This is a genomic window from Streptomyces sp. SCSIO ZS0520, from assembly GCF_025643355.1.
Classification (GTDB): domain Bacteria; phylum Actinomycetota; class Actinomycetes; order Streptomycetales; family Streptomycetaceae; genus Streptomyces; species Streptomyces physcomitrii.
The window spans coordinates 5859835-5882144 of record NZ_CP092644.1; the positions used below are offsets into that span (position 1 = coordinate 5859835).

Below are 22310 nucleotides of genomic sequence, written 5' to 3' on the forward strand. Positions count from 1 at the left end.
CCAGAGGCTCACCCCTACGGCTGAATCGAGTGCTTCTGGCTGAGTGCTTCCCCTATAGGGATAAGAGCAGTGAGTGCTTTCGACTGCTTCGGAAGCGGTGTGACCTGGGCGTTTCGACTGCTCGGTGACTGCTTCGGAAGCACTCCGGAAGCAGTCGGCCGAGCAGTCGCTCTCTACAGCTCCATCTGACGCCCCTGGGCGTCTTCCTGCCGGGCCTTCTCCTCCGCTTTCCAGTGCTCCGGGAGCCATGCCCGATGTGACCTCCGGGGACCGGGCTGGACGACGATCCGTTCAGCGTCCTCGGCCAATTCCATGACTGTTGCGGCTTTTTCCTGGCTCACGCCCAGAGCGAGGGCCACACCTCGTTTCGAGGGGTGTTTTCCGGGGTTGCTCGCAAGCCACATGCAGAGCTTGTCTACGTCGCTCGGACCCTGATAGACACTGGTCGCTGTGGCGAACACCGGAACTGACAGCCTTCGCGTGTTCGGGTCCATTTGAAGGTCGGCCGGCTGGAGATTAACGTCACGGCCCTCCGCTTGCAGTGTCCGACGCCCGGACTCGTCTTTCTTGAGCGTCCAGATTGCATCGGGCCAGTCTCCCCACCGGGAGGCCCCCCGGGCGTGGTCGCCCCTGATTCCGGTGTGGATGGGCAACCCGATGTTCCGCACCCCTGCTTCGCGCTTAATCTGCTCCAGGGTCTCAGTGAATTCGAGGACGGCGTCATTCGGGTCGCTCTGAGTCGTAAAGCCGGTCATGGCGCGGTGGGCTGGGTCTAGGACCCATACCCGTATCTGACGGTCGCGGAGCCACCTGACTGCCCACTCTCGCGTAGCGGGGGTACGCAGCGACGCGTAAATCCCGCGCAAGCTCAGCACATACACGTTTCCGGTGTTCCTGACACCTGCGTCCCGTATCCACTCCCTGAGCTGGTCTTCGCTCATTTCGTAGTCCCAGACGGCGACATTGCCTGGGCCGTCCGTGATCTGGAAGCGCCCGAGGAAGGGTTCACCATCGGCAACGGCCCGGACGAGTTCGACGGTCGTTGTCGTCTTACCCGTCTTCTTAGCCGCGAGCAGCGTGAAATTGCCCTCGACAGGGAGGAGTTCGGCGATGTCGTAGCGCGGGCTCCCGGCGGGCTTCTCCGCGAGGAATTCCGTCAGGCTGCGTGAGCGCGCGTTGAGCGCGTCGATGTCGCTTTCATGCTCCAATGCGTCGGCGTGGCGTCGGACTTCCCGCTTGAACAGTTCGTACTCCGCGCCTTCCCTTACGCGCCTGGCGTGCACGTCGGCCGCGATAAGGGCCTCAACGACATCGTTGGGGGTGAGTTCTTCGTTCGGCCCGTTGGGCAACGGGCGATCGAAGATGGGGCGCGCGCCGGACCCGCACGGCGGGGTTTCAGTGCCAGAATTCGGCTGTATCATGAGGGTTACCTCTTTCAGGTATGAATGCCGACCGGTTCGCGGGTCCGAACGGGTTGGCGGTTACGGCCCCCGGCTGCTTTCCCCGGGGGTCGTTTCATTTCTTGATCAGGGCGTCGATCGGCACGGAGGGCGTGGCGGTTGAAGTGTGAGGCCATGTCGGGGCCCTTTCGAGGGGGGCCGGTGCGGGCTGCCCCGGCTGTGCCTCCAACGCTCCCGGTGCCCTGCGACAGAACTATCCGAATCGGGGGCATGAGGACCCCGTTTAGACCCCGGGCGAGCCCTCGCTACCTCCGCAGGCCAGGGGAAACGCCCAGGTCCGCGCGAGTTCGGATGATCTTCACCTTCGGAGTCGTGGAAGTCCTTCTAGAGGTAGATATTGCCGGGCATGGAAACGCCCCCGCCGGGGTGTTCGGCGGGGGCGTGGGCGGCCGTCTCACGCGGCCAGGGCGGCCCGTGGCGTGAGCCGCCGGGGGTCGAAGACGTTCCCGCGTGAGCGGTCGTGAGGGCCCACCTCGTACCCGTCCGGCAGCAGCGTGAGGACGACTTCGCGCTTCCCGGCGGGCGTCAGCCTCTCCCACCCCTTGCGTACGTCACCGGCCAGCAGGGAGCGCAGAACCCTGGGCGCGGACGACTGCACGAGCGCCCGGGATTCCTTCACCCGGTCCTCAATGATTGCCCTCGCTTCGCGGTACTCGGCGAAGGACAGTTCCTTGCGAGCCCACATCCCAGCGAGCTGCTTCAACTGCGCTTCATCCTCGGCGAGTTCTCGACGCATGTCCTCCGTGACAGAGGTCGCCGCTATGGCCGTGAGCCGCTGGAGGATGTTCGGCTTTGTCAGCAAATCCAGTACGCGGGTGGCCACTTCGGCTTCTGCCCGGTCGGCCTTGATGGCGATCTTCCCGCAGCCGCCCAGCGGGGTCGCGCACCAGTACCGGGGACCGTGGTTGCCCTGCCATCCGGTGAGGCTGTGCCTGCACAGGGGGCACCAGAGGGCCCCGGTAAGCCAGCGCTTCAACGTCAGGTCGGTGTGCCCGGCGCGCCCGGCGAGCGTGGCGCAAACGGCCTCCCACACGTCCCGTTGGAGGATGGCCGACCACACGGCGGGGCCGACCACTTCGCCCTTGTGGGCCCGCAGACCGGCCACGGACGGCTTCGTGACGATGGACCGGACCGACCTGCCGGACCACTTCGCGCCGGTCGCGGACGGCACCCCACGCCGCTCCAGGTCGGCGGCGATCCGGTTCAACGCCCAGGGCTCCAAGGGGTCGAGGATGCGTTCCGCCATCCACCGGATGACCTTCGCTTCGGCGGGGATGACCTCCATGCCGTTCCGAGTGAAGCCGTACCCCCGGAAGCCGCCCCCGCCCGGCTTCCCCTCCTCGGCCAACTCCTGGTGTTTGCGGGCCACTCGACGCCGCGTGTCCCGGCTGGACTTGTTGGCGATGGCGACCATGACGCGGGCCATCGTGATTCCGGCGTCGTCGTCCAGCCGCATGGAACCCGTGGTCGCAATGGCGGGGATGTGGCGTTGCTCCACCACGTCGATGAGGTCTTCCAGGTCGCGTGGGTCTCGCGCCACGCGGTCCAGGTCGTCGGCTATGAGCCCGTCGCGTGCGCCGGACGACAGCTTGTCCAGCGCGCTGCGGAAGCCGGGTCGGACCGTCCGGAGCGCCGTCGAGCCGTCCGGCAGCACCACCTTGCGCCGCTTGAAGGCCGACGTGTCGTTCTCGGTGATCACTTCGGCGATCGTCCAGCCGAGCCGATCCGCGAGGGCCCGGCCGTCAGCTTCCTGCCGCCCGACGCCGCGAGCGTCCTCCGCCTTGTCGTCCGAGATGCGCACAAGCAAGATCGCCCGTTTTGGAGTGTTCTGTGTAGGTTTCATGTGGCGAAGGGTAGGCGCGGGTATGTCGGCGACGGCCGCTTCGCCGACCTCCGCGACCTGGTCCAGCCATGACCGCCACAAGGCGTGGGGCCGCGGGAAGCGACAGCGAGGGACCGCCGCCGGACATCAGCACCCGCCCACACTCGTCCGCTCCCGGTGAGGAGACCGTCCAACTCGCCGACTCTGCGCAAGAGTTGGAGGGCAACAGGCGGCAGGCGGCAATCGAACCGCCCTCGGAGAACAGTCAGCGCCCAGGCATCCACCGGCGTGCCCCGAGCCGGCTCGGAGCATCCGATCCCCGCCAAGAGGGCCCAATCGACCTCCGGTTGCTGCCGCCCGCCCTGGCCGTCTGGGCGACCGCGGCGTACGTCACCGGTGCGTCCTGGCGCACCGCGATGACGATCACCGCCACCGGAGCGGTACTCGCCGCACTGCTCCTTGTCTACACGGTCTACGCGAAGTGCAGGCCGAGCCCGCCGGAGTCGTCGGAGCCAGCGGAGCCACCCGAGTCGCTGGAGACCCCGGAGGCCCGGGAGACCCCGGAGGGCCCCGGACGGAGAGGCCGGGCAGGCACGGGGGAGAGGGCAAGGACAGGCGACGGAGCAGGGGGCAGGAGCAGGGCGCCGAAGTTCTGGGGCCGCTACACCGCGGGCGCGGTCCTGCTGTGCGTCACGGCCTCGGCAGCTTCGGCGGCACTGCACGCGGCGGAGGTGCACCGCGGGCCGGTCCCCGATCTTGCCCGCCGGTCCGCCCACACCACGGTCGAGCTGAAAGTCCTCACCGACCCCCGCCGCACCCGCCCCCGCGTCACCGGCGAACGCCAACTCCCCACCTCCGTCGTACTGGAGGCCCAGGCGCTCCGCCTCACCACCGCCGACGGCTCGGTCACCCGCACCCGTGCTCCGGTGCTCCTCCTGGCCGAGGACCCGCCGGACCCCGCCGAGCAGCGGCTTCGGAAGGGGGCGGCGGAGAGCACCGGGCCGCCGTACGGTCCCCGGACCAACGCGGAGGGCGCCGCGTCAGCCGCAGCGGAGTCCCCCTCGCCGTGGCTGAGGCTGCTCCCGTCCACCGTGATCAGGGTCCCGGTACGACTGACCCCGCCCTACCGCGACGGCGACCGGATCACGGCGGTCGCCCGGGTCACCCGCGGAGAGCAGCCGACCGTGGTCCGGGGGCCGACTGCGGCGCAACGGTTCGCCGGACGGATGCGCGCGGGGCTGCGGCAGGCCACCGACTCGCTGTCGCCCGAGGCACGCGCGGTACTGCCGGGACTCGTGGTCGGCGACACCTCCCGCATGACACCGGAGCTGTACGACGCCTTCCAGGCCACCGACCTCACACACGTTCTCGCGGTAAGCGGAGCGAACTTCACCATCCTGCTCGCTCTGCTGATCGGCCCGCCGGGCAGCGCGCACCGCGCCGAACGCCGGGGTCTCGCCCCACGGTTCGGCATCGGCCTGCGGGCCACCGCACTGCTCGGCGGGATGCTGACCCTCGCCTTCGTCCTGGTCTGCCGACCCGAGCCGAGCGTGCTGCGCGCGGCGACCTGCGGCAGCCTCGCCCTGGTGGCCCTCGCCACCGGACGCCGCAGATCACTGCTCCCGGCGCTGGCCGCGGCCGTGGTACTGCTCGTCCTGTACGACCCCTGGCTGGCCCGGAGCTACGGCTTTGTGCTCTCCGTACTCGCCACCGGAGCACTCCTCCTCCTCGCGCCTCGGTGGAGCACCGCGCTCCAGCGGCGCGGGATGCCCCCGCGGGGTGCCGAGGCGCTGGCCGCCGCACTCGCCGCACAAGCGGTCTGCGCCCCGGTCGTGGTGCTCATGGCCGCCCGGGTGAGCCTGGTCGCCGTACCCTGCAATCTGCTCGCGGAACTCGCGGTGGCCCCGGCCACGGTGCTCGGCTTCGGGGTGCTCCTCACGGCACCCTTCGCGATGCCCCTTGCCGAAGGGCTGGCCTGGTGCGCGAGTTGGTTGGTCGGCTGGATCGTGCGCGTGGCACGCACGGGTGCGGGACTGCCCGGCAATGGCGTCGACTGGCCGGGCGGCTGGCGCGGCGGACTCCTGCTCGCCCTGCTCACCGTGTGCCTCGTGGTCGCCGGACGCAGACTCGTCCGGCACCCCTGGGCCTGCGTCGCCTGTGTCCTCGGGCTGATACTCGCCGTACTCCAACCACCCTCACTGACCCGGGTGTTCACCGGCTGGCCGCCGCCGGGGTGGCGGTTCGTGATGTGCGACGTCGGCCAGGGAGACGCCGGAGTGCTGGCCGTAGGCGACGGCTCCGCGGTGGTGATCGACACCGGACCCGATCCCGCCCTGGCCGACCGCTGCCTGCGCCTCCTCGGCATCCGGAGCATCCGGCTGGTTCTCCTGACCCACTTCCACGCCGACCACGTGGCAGGCCTGCCGGGTGTCCTACGAGGACGTGCGGTCGGGGCGATCGAGACGACGGGCCTGCAGGACCCTTATGAGCAGGCGGAGTTCGTGCACCGGACGGCGAAGGAGCACGGCATCCCCGTACGGCAGGCGGTGGCCGGAGAGCGCCGGCGCACCGGTGACCTCGACTGGCAGGTGCTCTGGCCGCCTCCCGCACCGGCCCAGGAGGGGGCCAACGACGCCAGCGTCACCCTGCTCGTCAGATCCCGGGGCCTCCGGCTGCTCCTGCTCGGCGACCTCGAACCGCCCGCACAGCAAGCCTTGTTGGCCAGCCCCGCCGGTGGCCTGGTCACCGCGGTGGACGTACTGAAGGTCGCGCACCACGGCTCCGCCTACCAGGATCCCGAGCTGCTGCGCAGAGCCCGCCCGAGGCTCGCCCTGATCTCCGCGGGCGAGGGCAATCCGTACGGGCATCCGTCCCCGCACACGGTGACGGCGCTGCGGTCCATGGGCACGGAGGTGCTGCGCACGGACCAGGACGGCGCCCTGGCGGTGATGGGAACGGGAGGCGAGGGTCTCAGGGCGGCCACCGAGGCTCGATAGCCGCGGCAGCCTGGCGGGCGAGGGACGAGGGGCGAGGGGCGAGGGGCGAGGGGCGAGGGGATGGGGCGGGGTGGGGAGGGGGGAGGGGGCCCCACCCGAGCCACGCAGAAACAGAAGACGCTCCCGCCAAGCCCCCCAACCACCAACCTCCCCGGCCGAACCCCCTGCCCCCCCGGAAGCACACCCACCAAGCAAGAAGCTGGAGCCCAGCCCCCCGGATCGAGGATCATGACCGGGTGAGCGATGTGAGACATGTGCTGGTACTGCCCGACCGGGATGCGGCGGACGAGGTCGCCGTCGAGCTGATGGCCAGGTTCGGGGTCGCCGAGCAGCCGCGCCCGGTGCGGGACGCGCTCGCCGGGGAGGACGACGCCGAGGACGCCCAGTGGCTGGTCCCCGTCGAGGACCCGGACCGGCGCCTCGACGCCGCGGAACTGGACCGTTTCGCCGCCGAGTGGGAGGGCTGGCGCGAGGAACCCTAGGGTGCCGCCACCGCCACCGCCACCGCCACCGCCACCGCCACCGCCACCGCCACCGCCACCGCCACCGCCACCGCCACCGCCACCGCCACCGCGGCCCCGGGCCCGGCCCGGCTGTCAGTGCGGCGTGGGATGCTTGGCGCGATGGCCAGGAAGAACGAGAACGACGATCCGCTCGCCCCTCTCACGCTCGCCGTGGGACAGGAGGAGCTGCTGCTCGACCGTGCCGTGCAGCAGGTGGTGGCTGCCGCCCGCGCGGTGGACGCCGACACCGACGTACGGGACCTCACCCCGGACCGTCTGCAGCCCGGCACCCTCGCCGAGCTGACCAGTCCTTCCCTCTTCGCCGAGCGCAAGGTCGTGGTGGTGCGCAACGCACAGGACCTCGCCGCCGACACCGTGAAGGACGTCAAGGCCTACCTCGGGGCACCGGCCGAGGAGATCACCCTGGTGCTGCTGCACGCGGGGGGCGCCAAGGGCAAAGCCCTGCTCGACGCCGCGCGCAAGGCGGGCGCGCGCGAGGTGGCCTGCCCGAAGATGACCAAGCCCGCGGACCGGCTCGCCTTCGTACGGGGCGAGTTCCGGGCGCAGGGGCGTTCCGCGGCGCCGGAGGCGTGTCAGGCCCTGGTGGACTCCATCGGCAGTGACCTGCGTGAACTCGCCTCGGCGGTGGCCCAGTTGGTGGCCGATGTCGAGGGCACCATCGACGAGGCGGTGGTCGGGCGGTACTACACCGGGCGGGCCGAGGCCTCCAGTTTCACGGTGGCGGACCGTGCCGTGGAGGGCAGAGCGGCCGAGGCGCTGGAGGCGCTGCGCTGGTCCCTGTCCACGGGGGTGGCCCCGGTCCTGCTCACCAGCGCCCTGGCCCAGGGGGTCCGCGCCATCGGCAAGCTGTCCTCCGCCCGCGGCGGCCGCCCCGCCGACCTCGCCCGTGAACTGGGCATGCCGCCCTGGAAGATCGACCGGGTCCGCCAGCAGATGCGCGGCTGGACCCCCGAGGGCGTCTCGGTGGCGCTCCGCGCGGTGGCCGAGGCCGACGCGGGGGTGAAGGGCGGCGGAGACGACCCCGGGTACGCCCTGGAGAAGGCGGTCGTCACCATCGCCCACGCGGCCAGAAGCCGCCGCCCCTGACCCACTCTTCAGCCGCCGGGGCCGCCTCTCTCCGCCGCGCCCGCTCGCTCCCTCTCCGCCCGATTACCCCCTACGCCCGGCCGGACTGCTCCCTCCCGCGCCCCCGGCCCACCCGTTCCCTCCGCGCGCTCCCGACCCGTACACCTCCCCGTTGTCCGGAGATTGTCCGGCGATCGCGCTCAGCCGGCGGATTCCTCCCCCGGCTGTTCCCTCGCCCCTGAACCAGACGCGGGACGATCACCTGCACGGACACCACGCCGCTGGTGGACAACCGACTTGGCCCGGCTGTCCTCGACCGGGCAGGAGGCGGTTGACGATCTCCCGCGACGGGGCGTTTGCTGAGGGCTGCGGGGAACGAGTGAGCAGCGAGCGACGGCATGCAGGCCGGTGGGAGACAGCGACGTGAGCAAACGCCAGATACGCAAGATGTTCGCGCTGATGGCGAGCGGCGAGCCCGTCGAGCTGACCAGCGCGATGGCCTCCGTGAAGAAGCTCGCCCGACTCGCCTTCCTGGCCGAGCAGTTCGGCTACCAGTACGCGGATGTACGGACCGGAGGCGGCCGGGACACCTCGCTCAAGATGCTGATCGTGCCCGATGCGACGCCTCAGGGCAGGGAGCGTGCGGGCCGCTCCTGGGCGCAGTATCCGCAGGCGGGCAACGACGGCGCGCTGCCGCCCTCCGAGCCCGCGGCGCTGGAACTGCTCAAGGCCCGCCTCAACTTCGACCTGACCGGCAAGAGCGCCGAGAAGCGGTTGATGTTCGCCGCGCTGGGCCTCACCGCGGGGTGCGTCATCAGCGTCGTGCAGGCGGGCGGGGACGTGGCGCCCTTCGTGGTGGGCATGTGGGTCCTGCTCATGGCCCTCCTCGGCATCGGCTTCTTCGTGAACCGCAAGCGCAACGCGAAGTTCGCGGCGCGGCTGCGGGACGCGGGCTTCACCGCGGTCACCGACGAGTCCGGCCGTCTGCGGTATCTGCCGCCCGGGGGTCAACTGCCCGGCCACGGCAACCCGTTCGCGGGCGGTGCCGATCCGGCAGGCGGCAATCCCTTCGCCGCCGCCCCGCAGCCCACCGGCAACCCCTTCGCCCAGCAGCCCCCGCCGGGGCCCTACGGCGGACCCCCGCACCCGGCTCCCGGCGGCCCCCACGCCCAGCCGCAACCCACGACCGCGTACGCCCAGCAGGCCCAAGCCCAAGCCCATTCCCAGGCTCAGGCCTACGCCCAGCCGCACCCCCCGGCATCCCCGCAGAACCTCGCGGGCCCGTACGCCCCGCAGCCGACAGGCCCCTACGCCTCGTACCCCGCTGCCCAGCCCGCCTCCTACGGTGGTCCGCAGCCCGCTGCCCAGCCCACTCCCGGAACTCAGCCCATCCCGGAACCCCAGCAGACGATGGCCCTGGGCATGCCGGTGACCCCCGCGAACCACCACCAGCCCCAGCCGCCCCAGCAGCAAGCCCAGCCACCTCAGCCGTACGGATACCCGCAGCACCAGGGACAGCCTCAGCACCAGGGACAGCCCCAGCCGTACGGACACCCCCAGCAATACGGAAACCCCCAGCAGTTCCCGCAACCCCATCAGACCCCGCAGCCGCACCAGCCCCCGCCCGGTACCGACCACACGATGGCCTTCGGCACCCAGCACCCCGATCCCCACCACCTGGACCCCCAGCACCACACCACCCCGACCCCCGGCAGCCGCCCCCCAGCCCCCGTACTCCCCGCCCCAGCAGCCCCCGCAGGCATAGCCGACCAGGCGGCTGCCCCGACCCCCCCTCCGCCCCCCCGCCAAGCCGAAAACCCCGCCACCGTCCTCGGGGAAAGGACAGTGCCGGGGTCTTCGGTTTCACAGGTCTTGCGTTGTGAGGACTCGTACCCGCGTGGCGAACGCGATTCGGTGTGCGAGTCCGGGGTGCCGGCCGGGGAGCGGATGAGAGGGCCCGCTCTGGGTCCCCGCCGACGGTTCACGTCGTCGAGCCGGGCCGTGAGGCTCGGCCGAGGCCGTGCGGCCCCGCGAGGGGCCGAGGGGTGTCAGCCCTTGAGGGAAGCGACCTGGGAAGCCAGGGCCGACTTCTTGTTGGCGGCCTGGTTCTTGTGGATGACGCCCTTGGAGACGGCCTTGTCGAGCTGACGCGCGGCAACGCGCTGGTACTCGGTGGCCTTCTCGACGTCACCCGCGGCAACAGCCTCGCGAGCCTTGCGGACCGAGGTCTTGAGAGCGGACTTGACGGCCTTGTTGCGCTGGCGCGCCTTCTCGTTGGTCTTGATCCGCTTGATCTGGGACTTGATGTTCGCCACGAAAGAGCCTTTTCAGGTTCAGAATGTCTGGCCTTCGAGGAGAGCCCCCGGAGGCCTCTTGCCGGACGCCGTACTGCTGCGGGCGTCGTCAAACTGGGTGGTGCGGGTGCGGTTCGCCGTACTGCTCTGCTCGCGCACCGTGCCTCGCGCTGAGAGGGCATGAGACACAGCTGCTCAGGCTACCAGCCGCCCTCGGAGCGGCCCAAACCGTGCGCAGTGCCCGACCCATGGGAGCATGGAGCCTGCATATCGACGCTGCACACCGGAGAAACCGGCCCTCGGGGCGGGCGGATTCCGGCGGTGGAGCCCTCCGAGCCCGACGCCCGGCGCCTCAAGAATCAGGACCCCGCGTGCCCGCGACACCTAAGAATGTGCCCGAGCCGAGCCGTACCGACCCGGCTCTGATCCGCAATTTCTGCATCATCGCGCACATCGACCACGGCAAGTCCACGCTCGCCGACCGGATGCTCCAGCTGACGGGCGTGGTCGAGCAGCGGCAGATGCGTGCCCAGTACCTCGACCGGATGGACATCGAGCGAGAGCGCGGCATCACGATCAAGTCGCAGGCGGTGCGGCTGCCCTGGGCGCCCACCGAGGGTGCGGAGCAGGGCAGTACCCACATCCTGAACATGATCGACACCCCGGGTCACGTGGACTTCACCTACGAGGTCTCCCGTTCGCTCGCGGCCTGCGAGGGCACGGTCCTCCTGGTCGACGCGGCGCAGGGCATCGAGGCGCAGACCCTCGCCAACCTCTATCTGGCGATGGAGAACGACCTCAAGATCATCCCGGTCCTGAACAAGATCGACCTGCCCGCCGCGCAGCCGGAGAAGTTCTCCGAGGAGCTGGCGAACCTGATCGGCTGCGAGCCCGACGAGGTGCTGAAGGTCTCCGCGAAGACCGGCCTCGGTGTGGAGGAGCTGCTGAACAAGGTGGTCGCGGAGATCCCGGCCCCGGTCGGCGTCGCGAACGCGCCCGCCCGCGCGATGATCTTCGACTCGGTGTACGACTCGTACCGGGGCGTGGTCACCTATGTCCGGGTGGTGGACGGCCAGCTCAACAAGCGTGAGCGGATCCGGATGATGTCCACCAACGCCACCCACGAGCTGCTGGAGATCGGCAGCAACTCCCCGGAGATGCTGCCCGCCGACGGTCTGGGCGTCGGCGAGGTGGGTTATCTGATCACCGGGGTGAAGGACGTCCGGCAGTCCAAGGTGGGTGACACCATCACCTCCCTGCACAAGGGCGCCGAGGAGGCGCTCGGCGGTTACAAGGACCCGAAGCCGATGGTCTTCTCGGGTCTGTATCCGCTCGACGGCTCGGACTATCCGGAGCTGCGCGAGGCGCTGGACAAGCTCCAGCTGAACGATGCCGCGCTGGTCTACGAGCCGGAGACCTCCGCCGCCCTGGGCTTCGGCTTCCGGGTCGGCTTCCTCGGCCTGCTGCACCTGGACGTGGTCCGCGAGCGCCTGGAGCGGGAGTTCGGGCTCGACCTGATCGCCACCGCCCCGAACGTGGTCTACCGCGTGGTCATGGAGGACGGCACCGAGCACCAGGTCACCAATCCGAGTGAGTTCCCCGAGGGCAAGCTCGCCGAGGTGTACGAGCCGGTGGTGCGGGCGACCATCCTCGCGCCCAGTGAGTTCATCGGCGCGATCATGGAGCTGTGCCAGACCCGGCGCGGCGTCATGCTCGGCATGGACTACCTCTCCGAGGACCGGGTCGAGATCCGCTACACGCTGCCGCTCGCGGAGATCGTCTTCGACTTCTTCGACCACCTGAAGTCCAAGACCCGCGGGTACGCCTCCCTGGACTACGAGCCCACCGGCGAGCAGTCCGCGGACCTGGTCAAGGTCGACATCCTGCTGCACGGCGACAAGGTCGACGCCTTCTCGGTGATCACGCACAAGGACCAGGCGTACGCCTACGGGGTGCGGCTGGTGGCCAAGCTGAAGGAACTGATCCCGCGGCAGAACTTCGAGGTGCCGGTGCAGGCCGCGATCGGCTCCCGGGTCATCGCCCGCGAGACCATCCGCGCCATCCGCAAGGACGTGCTCGCCAAGTGCTACGGCGGTGACATCTCCCGTAAGCGGAAGCTGCTGGAGAAGCAGAAGGAGGGCAAGAAGCGGATGAAGATGGTGGGCGCGGTCGAGGTGCCCCAGGAGGCCTTCATCGCGGTCCTGTCCAGTGATGACGGCGGCGGCCAGGGCAAGGCCAAGAAATAGGCCGGAAATCGATCAGAGCTGACATCCCCAGGCACACCCCCACGGGCCTGCCGCGCAGTGTCGCGGCAGGCCCGCGGCCTGTGATCTGTCACACGCGCACATCGCTCCATCTGTAGGAAGTGACACCCCGTGCCCTCTTACATGGCGGCCGAACGCGGAATACTCTGACCACTGCTCGATGGTTACTCGCGAGTTAAGCAAGCAGCCGCAACCAGCCAGTGAACCCGTCAGCCGCACCTGCACGGCGTGCGCAGCCCGCGGGCCCCGGAGGATGTCGTGAGCGACACAAAGACCCTGATCGAAAACCGGCCGCCCTCCGTGGCGAACCTCTTCCTGGATCGCGTGGCGGCGACGCCGGACGCCGAGGCCTACCGATATCCCGTACCGGCGGAGTCGGGTGAGGGGCCGGACGAGTGGGAGTCGCTGACCTGGGCGCAGACCGCCGAGCGGGTCTCGCGGATCGCCGCCGGACTCGTCGACCTCGGGGTGCAAGCGGAGGAGCGGGTGGGCCTCGCCTCCTCCACCCGGATCGAGTGGATCCTCGCGGACTTCGCGATCCTCTGTGCGGGCGCGGCCACCACCACGCTCTACCCGCAGACCAACGCCGACGAGGCCTCCTTCATCCTCTCCGACTCCGCCAGCAAGGTGCTGATCGCGGAGGACGTCACGCAGCTGCAGAAGGCCCGTGACACCCGGGCCGAGCTGCCCGGTCTCGTGCACGTCGTGGTCATCGACACCGAGGGCCTGACCGCCGAGCCCGGCGACCCCGAGGGCTGGGTGCTCAGCCTCGCCGAACTGGAGGCGCGCGGCACGGCCCTCCTGGAGAAGCAGCCCGGGATCGTCAAGGAGCGGGTGGGCGCGCTCGGCCCCGAGCAGCTGGCCACGCTGATCTACACCTCCGGCACCACCGGCCGCCCCAAGGGCGTACGGCTGACGCAGGACTGCTGGTCCTACATGGCCAAGGCCATGGTGGGCACGGAGCTGCTCAGCGAGGCGGACGTGCAGTACCTGTGGCTGCCGCTCGCGCACGTCTTCGGCAAGGCGCTGCTGTCCGGGCAGGTCGAGGCCGGGCATCTCACCGTCGTCGACGGCCGGGTCGACAAGATCATCGAGAACCTGCCGATCGTGCAGCCGACGTACATGGCCTCCGTGCCGCGCGTCTTCGAGAAGGTCTACAACGGCGTCGCGGCCAAGGCGCGCGCCGGGGGCGGCGCCAAGTACAAGATCTTCCTGTGGGCCGCCGAGGTCGCCCGCGAGTGGGCCAAGGTCACCCAGGACAACTTCCGCCGCACCGGCAAGGCCAGCGCTCCGCTCGGCCTGGAGCTGAAGCACAAGGTCGCCGACGCCCTCGTCTACAAGAAGATCCGGGCGGCCTTCGGCGGCAATCTGCGCGCCTGCATCTCCGGCGGCGCAGCGCTCGCCCCCGAGATCGGCTTCTTCTTCGCGGGCGTCGGCGTGCACATCCTGGAGGGCTACGGACTCACCGAGACCAGCGGCCCCGCCTTCGTCAACCCCGGCGAGGCCTACCGCACCGGCACCGTCGGCAAGCCCCTGCCCGGCAACGAGGTCCGCATCGCCGACGACGGCGAGGTCCTGCTGCGCGGCCCCAACAACATGCAGGGCTACCACGGCCAGCCGGAGAAGACCACCGAGGTCCTGGAGTCGGACGGCTGGTTCCACACCGGCGACATCGGTGAGCTGTCCGCCGACGGCTATCTGCGCATCACCGACCGCAAGAAGGACCTGATCAAGACCTCGGGCGGCAAGTACGTGGCGCCCGCCGAGGTGGAGGGCCAGTTCAAGGCCCTGTGCCCGTACGTCTCGAACATCCTGGTGCACGGCGCGGACCGCAACTACTGCACCGCCCTGATCGCCCTGGAGGAGCCCCCGCTCCTCGAGTGGGCCGCCGAGAACGGTCTCGGGGGCAAGTCCTACGCCGAGGTGGTCGCCGCCCCCGCGACGCTGGAGATGGTCGAGGGCTATGTGAAGCAGCTCAACGAGGGCCTCCAGCGCTGGCAGACGATCAAGAAGTTCAAGCTGCTGCCCCGCGACCTGGACGTGGAGCACGGCGAGCTGACCCCGAGCCTCAAGCTCAAGCGGCCGGTCGTCGAGCGCGAGTACAAGCACCTCATCGACGAGATGTACGCGGGAGCGCGCGAGGCCTGAGCCCGCGCGGCCGGACCGTGGCGAGGGGCGGCGGGGGAGACCCGGCCGCCCCTCGCCGTGTGCGCTGTCTGCCGCCCGGTGCCCGGTGCCCGGTGCCCGGTGCCCGGTGCGCGCGAGCGCGGGGTCGGCCGTTGTGCACATCGGCCGGCCGCCGGTTGTCCACATCCGCGGACCCTCCCTTGTCCACATCGGCGGGCACCTCGTTGTGCACATCCGGGGACCCGGCGTTGTCCACAGACCGCGATCGCCGGTTGTCCACAAGCGTGCCCTCCGCCCGTTGTCCACAGGCGGGCGGGCCACCCCGCGCGGTACGGGACAATGGGGGGCATGCCTTCCGCACTTCCCGACGGTGAGCCCGTTCCCGAGGACGGCGCCCTGCCCGGCCACGCCCTGAGCGGGGCCGCCGGGCGCCCCCTCGGGTTCTATCTCCACGTGCCGTACTGCGCCACCCGCTGCGGCTACTGCGACTTCAACACCTACACCGCCACCGAGCTGCGCGGCAGCGGCGGCGTGCTCGCCTCCCGGGACAACTACGCCGCCACCCTCACCGAGGAGGTCCGCCTCGCCCGCAAGGTGCTCGGCGACGATCCGCGCCAGGTGCGCACCGTCTTCGTCGGCGGCGGCACCCCGACTCTGCTCGCCGCGGCCGACCTGGTGCGGATGCTCACCGCGATACGCGAGGAGTTCGGCCTCGCCGAGGACGCGGAGATCACCACCGAGGCCAACCCCGAGTCGGTCGACCCCGCCTATCTTCAGGCCCTGCGTGAGGGCGGCTTCAACCGGATCTCCTTCGGCATGCAGAGCGCCCGCCGCCATGTCCTGGACGTCCTCGACCGCACCCACACGCCCGGCCGTCCCGAGGCCTGCGTGGCGGAGGCCCGCGCGGCGGGCTTCGAGCACGTCAACCTCGACCTGATCTACGGCACCCCCGGCGAGTCCGACGAGGACTGGCGGGCCTCCCTGGACGCGGCGATCGGCGCGGGCCCCGACCACGTCTCCGCCTACGCCCTGATCGTGGAGGAGGGCACCCAGCTCGCCCGCCGCATCCGCCGCGGCGAGGTCCCGATGACCGACGACGACGTCCACGCCGACCGCTATCTGATCGCCGACGAGGTGCTCGCCGCCGCGGGGTACAGCTGGTACGAGGTCTCCAACTGGGCCGCCGAGGGGCGGCAGGAAGCCCGCTGCCTGCACAACGAGCTGTACTGGCGCGGCGCCGACTGGTGGGGCGCGGGCCCCGGCGCGCACAGCCACGTCGGCGGGGTCCGCTGGTGGAACGCCAAACACCCCGGCGCCTACGCGGCCGCCCTGGCCCAGGGCCGCTCACCCGGTGCCGGGCGCGAGCTGCTGAGCGAGGAGGACCGCCGGGTCGAGCGCATCCTCCTCGAACTGCGGCTGCGTGAGGGCTGCCCGCTCCATCTGCTGCGCCCCGCGGGCGCGGAGGCCGCCGCCCGCGCCCTCGCGGACGGGCTGCTCCAGGAGGCGCCCTACGCCGAGGGCTCGGCGGTGCTGACCCTGCGGGGCCGCCTCCTCGCCGACGCGGTGGTCCGCGACCTGGTGGACTGACCCGCCGACCCGCCGACCCGCCGACCCGCCGACCCGCCGACCCGCCGACCCGCCGACCCGCCGACCCGCCGACCCGCCGAGCTACTGCGGTGCCGACCCTTCGCCCGGGCCCGCAGGCCACCCCGCCCTACTGCGGCGCCGTCACGAAGTCGATCAACTCCTCGACCCGGCCGAGGAGTTGCGGCTCCAGGTCCCGGTAGCTGCGTACCGAGTCGAGGATCCGCTGCCAGGCCGCGCCGGTGTTCTCGGGCCAGCCGAGCGCCCGGCAGACGCCCGTCTTCCAGTCCTGTCCGCGCGGGACCCGCGGCCAGGCGGCGATGCCGACCGAGGAGGGCTTCACGGCCTCCCAGACGTCGATGTAGGGGTGGCCGACCACCAGCGCGTGCGCACTGGTCACCTCGGCGGCGATCCGCGACTCCTTCGAGCCGGGCACCAGATGGTCGACCAGCACCCCGAGCCGGGCATCGGGGCCGGGGCCGAACTCGGCGACCAGGGAGGGCAGATCGTCGATCCCCTCCAGGTACTCCACGACCACGCCCTCGATCCGCAGGTCGTCGCCCCAGACCCGCTCCACCAGCTCGGCGTCGTGGCGGCCCTCCACATAGATCCGCCCGGCGCGCGCCACCCGCGCCCGCGCCCCGGGCACTGCCACCGAACCGGAGGCCGTACGGCCGGACCGGGCCGGAGCGGCGGACGGGCGCACCAGGGTGACGACCCGCCCCTCCAGGAGGAAGCCGCGCGGCTCCAGCGGGAAGACGCGGTGCTTGCCGAAGCGGTCCTCCAGGGTGACCGTGCCCGCCTCGCAGCCGATCACCGCCCCGCAGAAGCCGGTCGCCGGCTCCTCCACCACGAGGCCCGGCTCCGCGGCCACCTCCGGGGCGGGCTGCTTCTTCTTCCAGGGCGGAGTCAGGTCCGGCGAGTACGGGCGCATTCGGCTGACGATAGGAACAGCAGGTCTACGCCAGGTCACGACACGCCGACGGATCCGGCCAGTTGATCACGCTGACGGCGAACGAACGCGGCGTCCACCACGGCCCCGTGGCCCGGTACGTACCGGGCGTCCTCCCCGCCGAGTTCGAGCAGCCGGTCCAGGGCGGCGGGCCAGCGCCCGGGCGCCGCGTCGGGCCCCGCCTGCGGCTGTCCGGACTCCTCGACCAGGTCCCCGCAGAACACCACCGGCACCGGGCCGGGCACGAGGACCACCAGGTCGTACGGGCTGTGCGCGGGGCCCAGATCGGCGAGGAGGACCTGGCGGCCGCCGAGGTCCAGGGCGCGGGTGCCGGAGACCTCGTGGTGCGGGGGCCGCAGCAGCTCGCTCGCCTCGGCCGCGGCGGAGGCGTCCGCGCCGTGCCGCACCGCGTCCGCGCACAGCGCCTCCCGCCCGCGGTCGAGGGCGCGGCCGAAGCCGACCGCGGCGTACACCTCGGCCCCGGAGAAGACCGGGGCGCCGAGGACGTGGTCGAAGTGCGGGTGGGTCAGGGCGAGGTGGCCGACCCGGCGGCCCGGCCCGAGCAGTTCCCGGGCCGCCGCCCGCAGCGCCGCGCCCTCCCGCAGCCCCGACCCGGCGTCGACCATGAGGGCGGCCTCTCCTCCGGTGACCAGGCCCGCGGTGCAGTCCCAGCCGGGCAGCCGCACCCTCCCGCAGCCCTCACCGAGGTCCTCCCAGCCCTGCGCCGCCCAGTCCGGTACGCGATCCGGCGCGGGCCGCTCCGGCGTCATCGGCGCGCACCTTCCGTACCGTCGCCGGTGGCGGTTCTCCTGCCCTCGGGCACGTTCCCTCCAGGGGGATGGCGGGTTTTCCACAGGCGCGCCGGAGAGCGCTCCCGGCATGCGAAAGTACAGCCATCCGCTTCTTCCGGGGCGCGCGGGAGACCGAGGCAGCGCGCGCGGCGGCGGCAGCGGCCGAGGGGCGGCGAGGGCGGCAAAGGACGGCAAGGGGCGGTAAAGGGGAGGAACAGCGGGCCAAGGTGCGGCAGGACCCTGCGAGCGCTCTTGCCGTGGCCGTACCCACCGGCCGTACACTGGGCCGCGTCTGGCACTCTGCTGCCCGGAGTGCCAAGGGGAGCGTCGGGCGGGCCGTGACCGGGAACTGGAGGTGGACGCGATGCTGAGTGAACGCAGGCTCGAAGTGCTGCGCGCCATCGTCCAGGACTATGTCGGCACCGAGGAGCCCGTCGGCTCCAAGGCGCTCACCGAGCGGCACAGCCTCGGGGTCTCCCCGGCGACCGTGCGCAACGACATGGCCGCCCTGGAGGACGAGGGCTTCATTGCGCAGCCGCACACCAGCGCCGGGCGGATCCCCACCGACAAGGGCTACCGGCTCTTCGTCGACAAGCTCGCCGGGGTGAAACCGATGACGCCGCCCGAGCGGCGCGCCATCCAGAACTTCCTCGACGGCGCCGTCGACCTCGACGACGTCGTGGGCCGCACCGTGCGGCTGCTCGCGCAGCTGACCCGGCAGGTCGCGGTGGTGCAGTACCCGTCGCTGACCCGCTCCACGGTGCGCCATGTCGAGCTGCTGGCGCTGGCGCCGGCCCGGCTGATGCTGGTCCTGATCACGGACACCGGGCGGGTCGAGCAGCGCATGATCGACTGCCCGGCGCCCTTCGGCGAGAGCTCGCTCGCCGATCTGCGGGCCCGGCTCAACAGCAGGGTCGCCGGACGGCGCTTCGCGGATGTGCCGCAGCTCGTCCAGGACCTGCCGGAGGCCTTCGAGAACGAGGACCGGGGCACGGTCACGACCGTGCTGTCCACCCTCCTCGAAACCCTCGTCGAGGAGACCGAGGAACGCCTGATGATCGGCGGCACCGCCAATCTCACCCGCTTCGGGCATGACTTTCCTCTCACCATCCGGCCGGTCCTCGAAGCCCTGGAGGAGCAGGTCGTCCTCCTCAAACTCCTCGGTGAGGCGACCGATTCGGGCATGACCGTACGCATCGGGCACGAGAACGCCCACGAGGGACTCAACTCCACGTCCGTGGTCTCGGTCGGCTACGGTTCGGGCGGCGAGGCAGTCGCCAAGCTCGGCGTGGTCGGACCGACCCGCATGGACTATCCGGGAACGATGGGAGCAGTACGCGCAGTGGCACGTTACGTCGGACAGATCCTGGCGGAGTCGTAAGTGGCCACGGACTACTACGCCGTACTCGGCGTGCGCCGCGACGCTTCCCAGGACGAGATCAAGAAGGCGTTCCGCAGACTCGCCCGCGAGCTGCACCCGGACGTCAATCCGGATCCGAAGACCCAGGAGCGGTTCAAGGAGATCAACGCCGCCTACGAGGTGCTCTCGGACCCGCAGAAGAAGCAGGTCTACGACCTCGGCGGCGACCCGCTGTCCCAGGCGGGCGGCGGCGCGGGCGGATTCGGTGCCGGCGGCTTCGGCAACTTCTCCGACATCATGGACGCCTTCTTCGGCACCGCCTCCCAGCGCGGGCCCCGCTCGCGCACCCGGCGCGGCCAGGACGCCATGATCCGCCTGGAGGTCGAGCTGGACGAGGCCGCCTTCGGCACCACCAAGGACCTCCAGGTCGACACCGCCGTCGTCTGCACCACGTGCAGCGGCGAGGGCGCGGCCCCCGGCACCAGCGCGCAGACCTGCGACATGTGCCGCGGCCGCGGTGAGGTCTCCCAGGTCACCCGGTCCTTCCTGGGCCAGGTCATGACCTCGCGCCCCTGCCCGCAGTGCCAGGGCTTCGGCACCGTGGTCCCCACCCCCTGCCCCGAGTGCGCGGGCGACGGCCGGATCCGCTCCCGGCGCACCCTGACGGTGAAGATCCCGGCCGGTGTGGACAACGGCACCCGCATCCAGCTCGCGGGCGAGGGCGAGGTCGGCCCCGGCGGCGGCCCCGCGGGCGACCTCTACGTGGAGATCCACGAACTGCCGCACTCGGTCTTCCAGCGCCGCGGCGACGACCTGCACTGCACGGTCACCATCCCGATGACCGCGGCGGCCCTCGGCACCAAGGTGCCCCTGGAGACCCTGGACGGAGTGGAGGACATCGACATCCGGCCCGGCACCCAGTCCGGCCAGTCGGTCCCGCTGCACGGCCGGGGCGTCACGCATCTGCGCGGCGGCGGCCGCGGCGACCTGATCGTGCACGTCGAGGTCACCACCCCCGGCAAGCTCGACCCGGAGCAGGAGCGCCTGCTGCGCGAACTGGCCAAGCTGCGCGGCGAGGAGCGCCCCACGGGCCAGTTCCAGCCCGGCCAGCAGGGCCTTTTCTCCCGCCTGAAGGACGCCTTCAACGGACGCTGAGCCGCGGTCCACCGGCCCGCCCCGCGCGGCGTGCCGGTGGACCCCGCGCGCACCCCGGCACTGGTTTCTGACCGGTAGCAGGAACATGGCACCATGCGTTCCATGTCCTTGGCTCTGAGCGATCTTTCTGCGTACCCGATCGTGCAGGCGCCCATGGCCGGAGGCGGTTCGCCGCCGCGGCTCGCCGCCGCGGTCAGCGAGGCCGGCGGCCTCGGTTTCCTCGCCGCCGGATACAAGACCGCGGACGGCATGTACGAGGAGATCAAACAGCTCCGCTCGCTGACCGGCCGCTTCTTCGGCGTCAACCTCTTCATGCCGCAGCGGCCGCTGACCGACATGGCGGCGGTCGGCGTCTACCGCAACCAGCTCTGGGGCGAGTCCGCCTGGTACGAGACCCCGCTCGGCGACCCGGACGCCAAGACCGACGACGGCTACGAGGCCAAGCTCGCCATCCTCCTCGACGACCCGGTGCCGCTGGTCTCCTTCACCTTCGGCTGCCCCACCGCCGAGGTCGTGGAGTCCTTCGCCCGCGTCGGCACCCGCACCCTGGTGACCGTCACCACCGCCGAGGAGGCCCGCGCGGCCGAGGCCAGCGGCGCCGACGCGGTGTGCGTGCAGGGCGTCGAGGCGGGCGGCCACCAGGGCACCCACCGCGACGACCCGGAGCTGGACCACACCGGCACCGGACTGCTCGCCCTGATCGCCCAGGTCCGCGAGGCGGTCCGGCTGCCGCTGGTGGCCGCGGGCGGACTGATGCGCGGGGCGCAGATCGCCGGGGTCCTCGCGGCCGGAGCGCAGAGCGCGCAGCTCGGCACGGCCTTCCTCGCCACCCCCGAGTCGGGGGCGCCGCAGCTCCACAAGGACGCCCTGACCGACCCGCTGTTCCCGCGCACCGAGCTGACCCGCGCCTTCTCCGGCCGCCCGGCCAGGGGCCTGGTCAACCGCTTCCTGCGCGAGCACGGCCCGTACGCGCCCGCCGCCTATCCGCAGGTGCACTACCTGACCTCGCCGCTGCGCCGGGCCGCCGCCAAGGCGCAGGACCCGCAGGGCATGGCGCTGTGGGCGGGCCAGGGCCACCGGCTGGCCCGGCCGCTGCCCGCGGCCGAACTCGTCGAGGTGCTCGTCGGCGAACTCGCCGCCGCCCGGCAGGACTTGGCGGCCGGGGCATGACCGCCGCCGTCTTCCTCACCGAGGACTTCACCGCCGACGACGAGGGCCGCCTGCTGCTCACCGGGCCGGAGGGGCGGCACGCCGTCTCCGTGAAGCGGCTGCGCGCGGGCGAGCCGCTCGTGCTCACCGACGGCCTCGGCCGCTGGGCCGAGTGCGAGGTGCTCGCCGCCGAGGGCAAGGACCGGCTCACCGTGCGCCGGGGCCCGGTGCGGCAGGAGGAGCCCGAGAGCCCGCGGCTGACCGTGGTGCAGGCGCTGCCCAAGGGCGACCGGGGCGAGCTGGCCGTCGAGACGATGACCGAGACCGGGGTGGACGCGATCGTGCCCTGGGCCGCCTCCCGCTGCATCACCCAGTGGAAGGGCGAGCGGGGCCTCAAGGCGCTCGGGAAGTGGCGCGCCACCGCGCGCGAGGCAGGGAAGCAGTCCCGCCGGGTCCGCTTCCCCGAGGTCGCCGAGGCGATGACCACCCGTCAGGTCGCGGGCCTGCTCGCCGGTGCCGACCTCGCCGCCGTGCTGCACGAGGACGCGGCGGTGGCGAGCCGGGCCCTGGCCACCGCCGAACTGCCCACCGGCGGCGGGATCGTCCTCGTGGTGGGCCCCGAGGGCGGTATCAGCCCGGAGGAACTCGCCCTCTTCGCCGAGGCCGGCGCCGAACCGTACCGGCTCGGGCGTAGCGTGCTGCGTACATCGACCGCCGGTACGGCGGCGGCCGCACTGCTGCTCGGCCGCACCGGCCGCTGGTCCTGA

At 71.6% G+C, this 22310-nt stretch carries 16 protein-coding genes; 11 read left to right on the top strand and 5 right to left on the bottom strand.

The window, feature by feature from the left end:
- Positions 1–173 precede the first annotated feature (173 nt).
- Both MID12_RS23385 and MID12_RS23390 read right to left on the bottom strand, forming a co-directional pair.
- On the bottom strand, positions 174–1349 hold the full coding sequence (locus tag MID12_RS23385; RefSeq protein WP_263170519.1) for an AAA family ATPase: 1176 nt from the start codon (positions 1347–1349) through the stop codon (positions 174–176).
- 505 nt (positions 1350–1854) lie between these two features.
- Positions 1855–3303 carry a recombinase family protein gene (locus MID12_RS23390; protein WP_263170522.1) on the bottom strand — a complete coding sequence of 483 codons (1449 nt, stop codon included), beginning with the start codon at positions 3301–3303 and terminating at the stop codon, positions 1855–1857.
- Positions 3304–3629: 326 nt separating this feature from the next.
- Between MID12_RS23390 and MID12_RS23395 the strand changes: the two genes are divergently transcribed.
- The 4 genes from MID12_RS23395 (at position 3630) to MID12_RS32315 (ending at position 10015) form a co-directional block, all read left to right on the top strand.
- Positions 3630–6278 carry a ComEC/Rec2 family competence protein gene (locus tag MID12_RS23395; RefSeq protein WP_317633402.1) on the top strand — a complete coding sequence of 883 codons (2649 nt, stop codon included), beginning with the start codon at positions 3630–3632 and terminating at the stop codon, positions 6276–6278.
- Positions 6279–6514: 236 nt separating this feature from the next.
- Positions 6515–6760 (top strand): hypothetical protein, encoded by a 246-nt coding sequence (locus MID12_RS23400; RefSeq protein ID WP_263170524.1) that lies wholly within the window; start codon positions 6515–6517, stop codon positions 6758–6760.
- A gap of 141 nt (positions 6761–6901) precedes the next feature.
- A complete protein-coding gene (gene holA, locus MID12_RS23405; protein ID WP_263170526.1) occupies positions 6902–7888 on the top strand; it encodes a DNA polymerase III subunit delta in 987 nt (328 codons plus the stop codon).
- Positions 7889–8290: 402 nt separating this feature from the next.
- Positions 8291–10015 (top strand): hypothetical protein, encoded by a 1725-nt coding sequence (locus tag MID12_RS32315; protein WP_317633403.1) that lies wholly within the window; start codon positions 8291–8293, stop codon positions 10013–10015.
- Here the strand turns inward: MID12_RS32315 and rpsT are convergent.
- Positions 9916–10182: a 30S ribosomal protein S20 gene (gene rpsT, locus MID12_RS23415; protein WP_040253695.1), complete on the bottom strand. Its 267-nt coding sequence runs from the start codon at positions 10180–10182 to the stop codon at positions 9916–9918. The genes MID12_RS32315 and rpsT overlap by 100 nt on opposite strands.
- A 350-nt stretch (positions 10183–10532) precedes the next feature.
- On the opposite strand from rpsT, the gene lepA reads away from it, so the two are divergent.
- The 3 genes from lepA (at position 10533) to hemW (ending at position 16139) form a co-directional block, all read left to right on the top strand.
- Positions 10533–12407: a translation elongation factor 4 gene (gene lepA, locus MID12_RS23420; protein ID WP_078845203.1), complete on the top strand. Its 1875-nt coding sequence runs from the start codon at positions 10533–10535 to the stop codon at positions 12405–12407.
- Between the two features lie 276 nt (positions 12408–12683).
- Positions 12684–14573 (top strand): AMP-dependent synthetase/ligase, encoded by a 1890-nt coding sequence (locus MID12_RS23425; RefSeq protein ID WP_263170530.1) that lies wholly within the window; start codon positions 12684–12686, stop codon positions 14571–14573.
- A 318-nt stretch (positions 14574–14891) separates the two neighbouring features.
- Positions 14892–16139 (top strand): radical SAM family heme chaperone HemW, encoded by a 1248-nt coding sequence (hemW, locus tag MID12_RS23430; protein WP_263170531.1) that lies wholly within the window; start codon positions 14892–14894, stop codon positions 16137–16139.
- A 127-nt stretch (positions 16140–16266) separates the two neighbouring features.
- Here the strand turns inward: hemW and MID12_RS23435 are convergent, their stop codons facing one another.
- Positions 16267–17070 (bottom strand): DUF3097 domain-containing protein, encoded by an 804-nt coding sequence (locus MID12_RS23435; RefSeq protein ID WP_263170534.1) that lies wholly within the window; start codon positions 17068–17070, stop codon positions 16267–16269.
- 35 nt (positions 17071–17105) lie between these two features.
- A complete protein-coding gene (locus MID12_RS23440) occupies positions 17106–17858 on the bottom strand; it encodes an MBL fold metallo-hydrolase (RefSeq protein WP_263170535.1) in 753 nt (250 codons plus the stop codon).
- Positions 17859–18243: 385 nt separating this feature from the next.
- Here MID12_RS23440 and hrcA point away from each other — a divergent pair, with 385 nt between their 5' ends.
- From hrcA to MID12_RS23460, 4 genes are all read left to right on the top strand, one after another.
- The gene (gene hrcA, locus MID12_RS23445; RefSeq protein WP_040258217.1) at positions 18244–19260 is read left to right on the top strand and encodes a heat-inducible transcriptional repressor HrcA; all 1017 of its coding nucleotides are present in this window, start codon (positions 18244–18246) and stop codon (positions 19258–19260) included.
- The gene (dnaJ, locus tag MID12_RS23450; RefSeq protein WP_040253710.1) at positions 19261–20394 is read left to right on the top strand and encodes a molecular chaperone DnaJ; all 1134 of its coding nucleotides are present in this window, start codon (positions 19261–19263) and stop codon (positions 20392–20394) included.
- A 102-nt stretch (positions 20395–20496) separates the two neighbouring features.
- Positions 20497–21564: a nitronate monooxygenase gene (locus tag MID12_RS23455; RefSeq protein WP_040258219.1), complete on the top strand. Its 1068-nt coding sequence runs from the start codon at positions 20497–20499 to the stop codon at positions 21562–21564.
- Entirely contained in the window at positions 21561–22310 is a 750-nt protein-coding gene (locus tag MID12_RS23460; RefSeq protein ID WP_040253713.1) for a 16S rRNA (uracil(1498)-N(3))-methyltransferase, read from the top strand. The genes MID12_RS23455 and MID12_RS23460 overlap by 4 nt, the downstream gene beginning before the upstream one ends.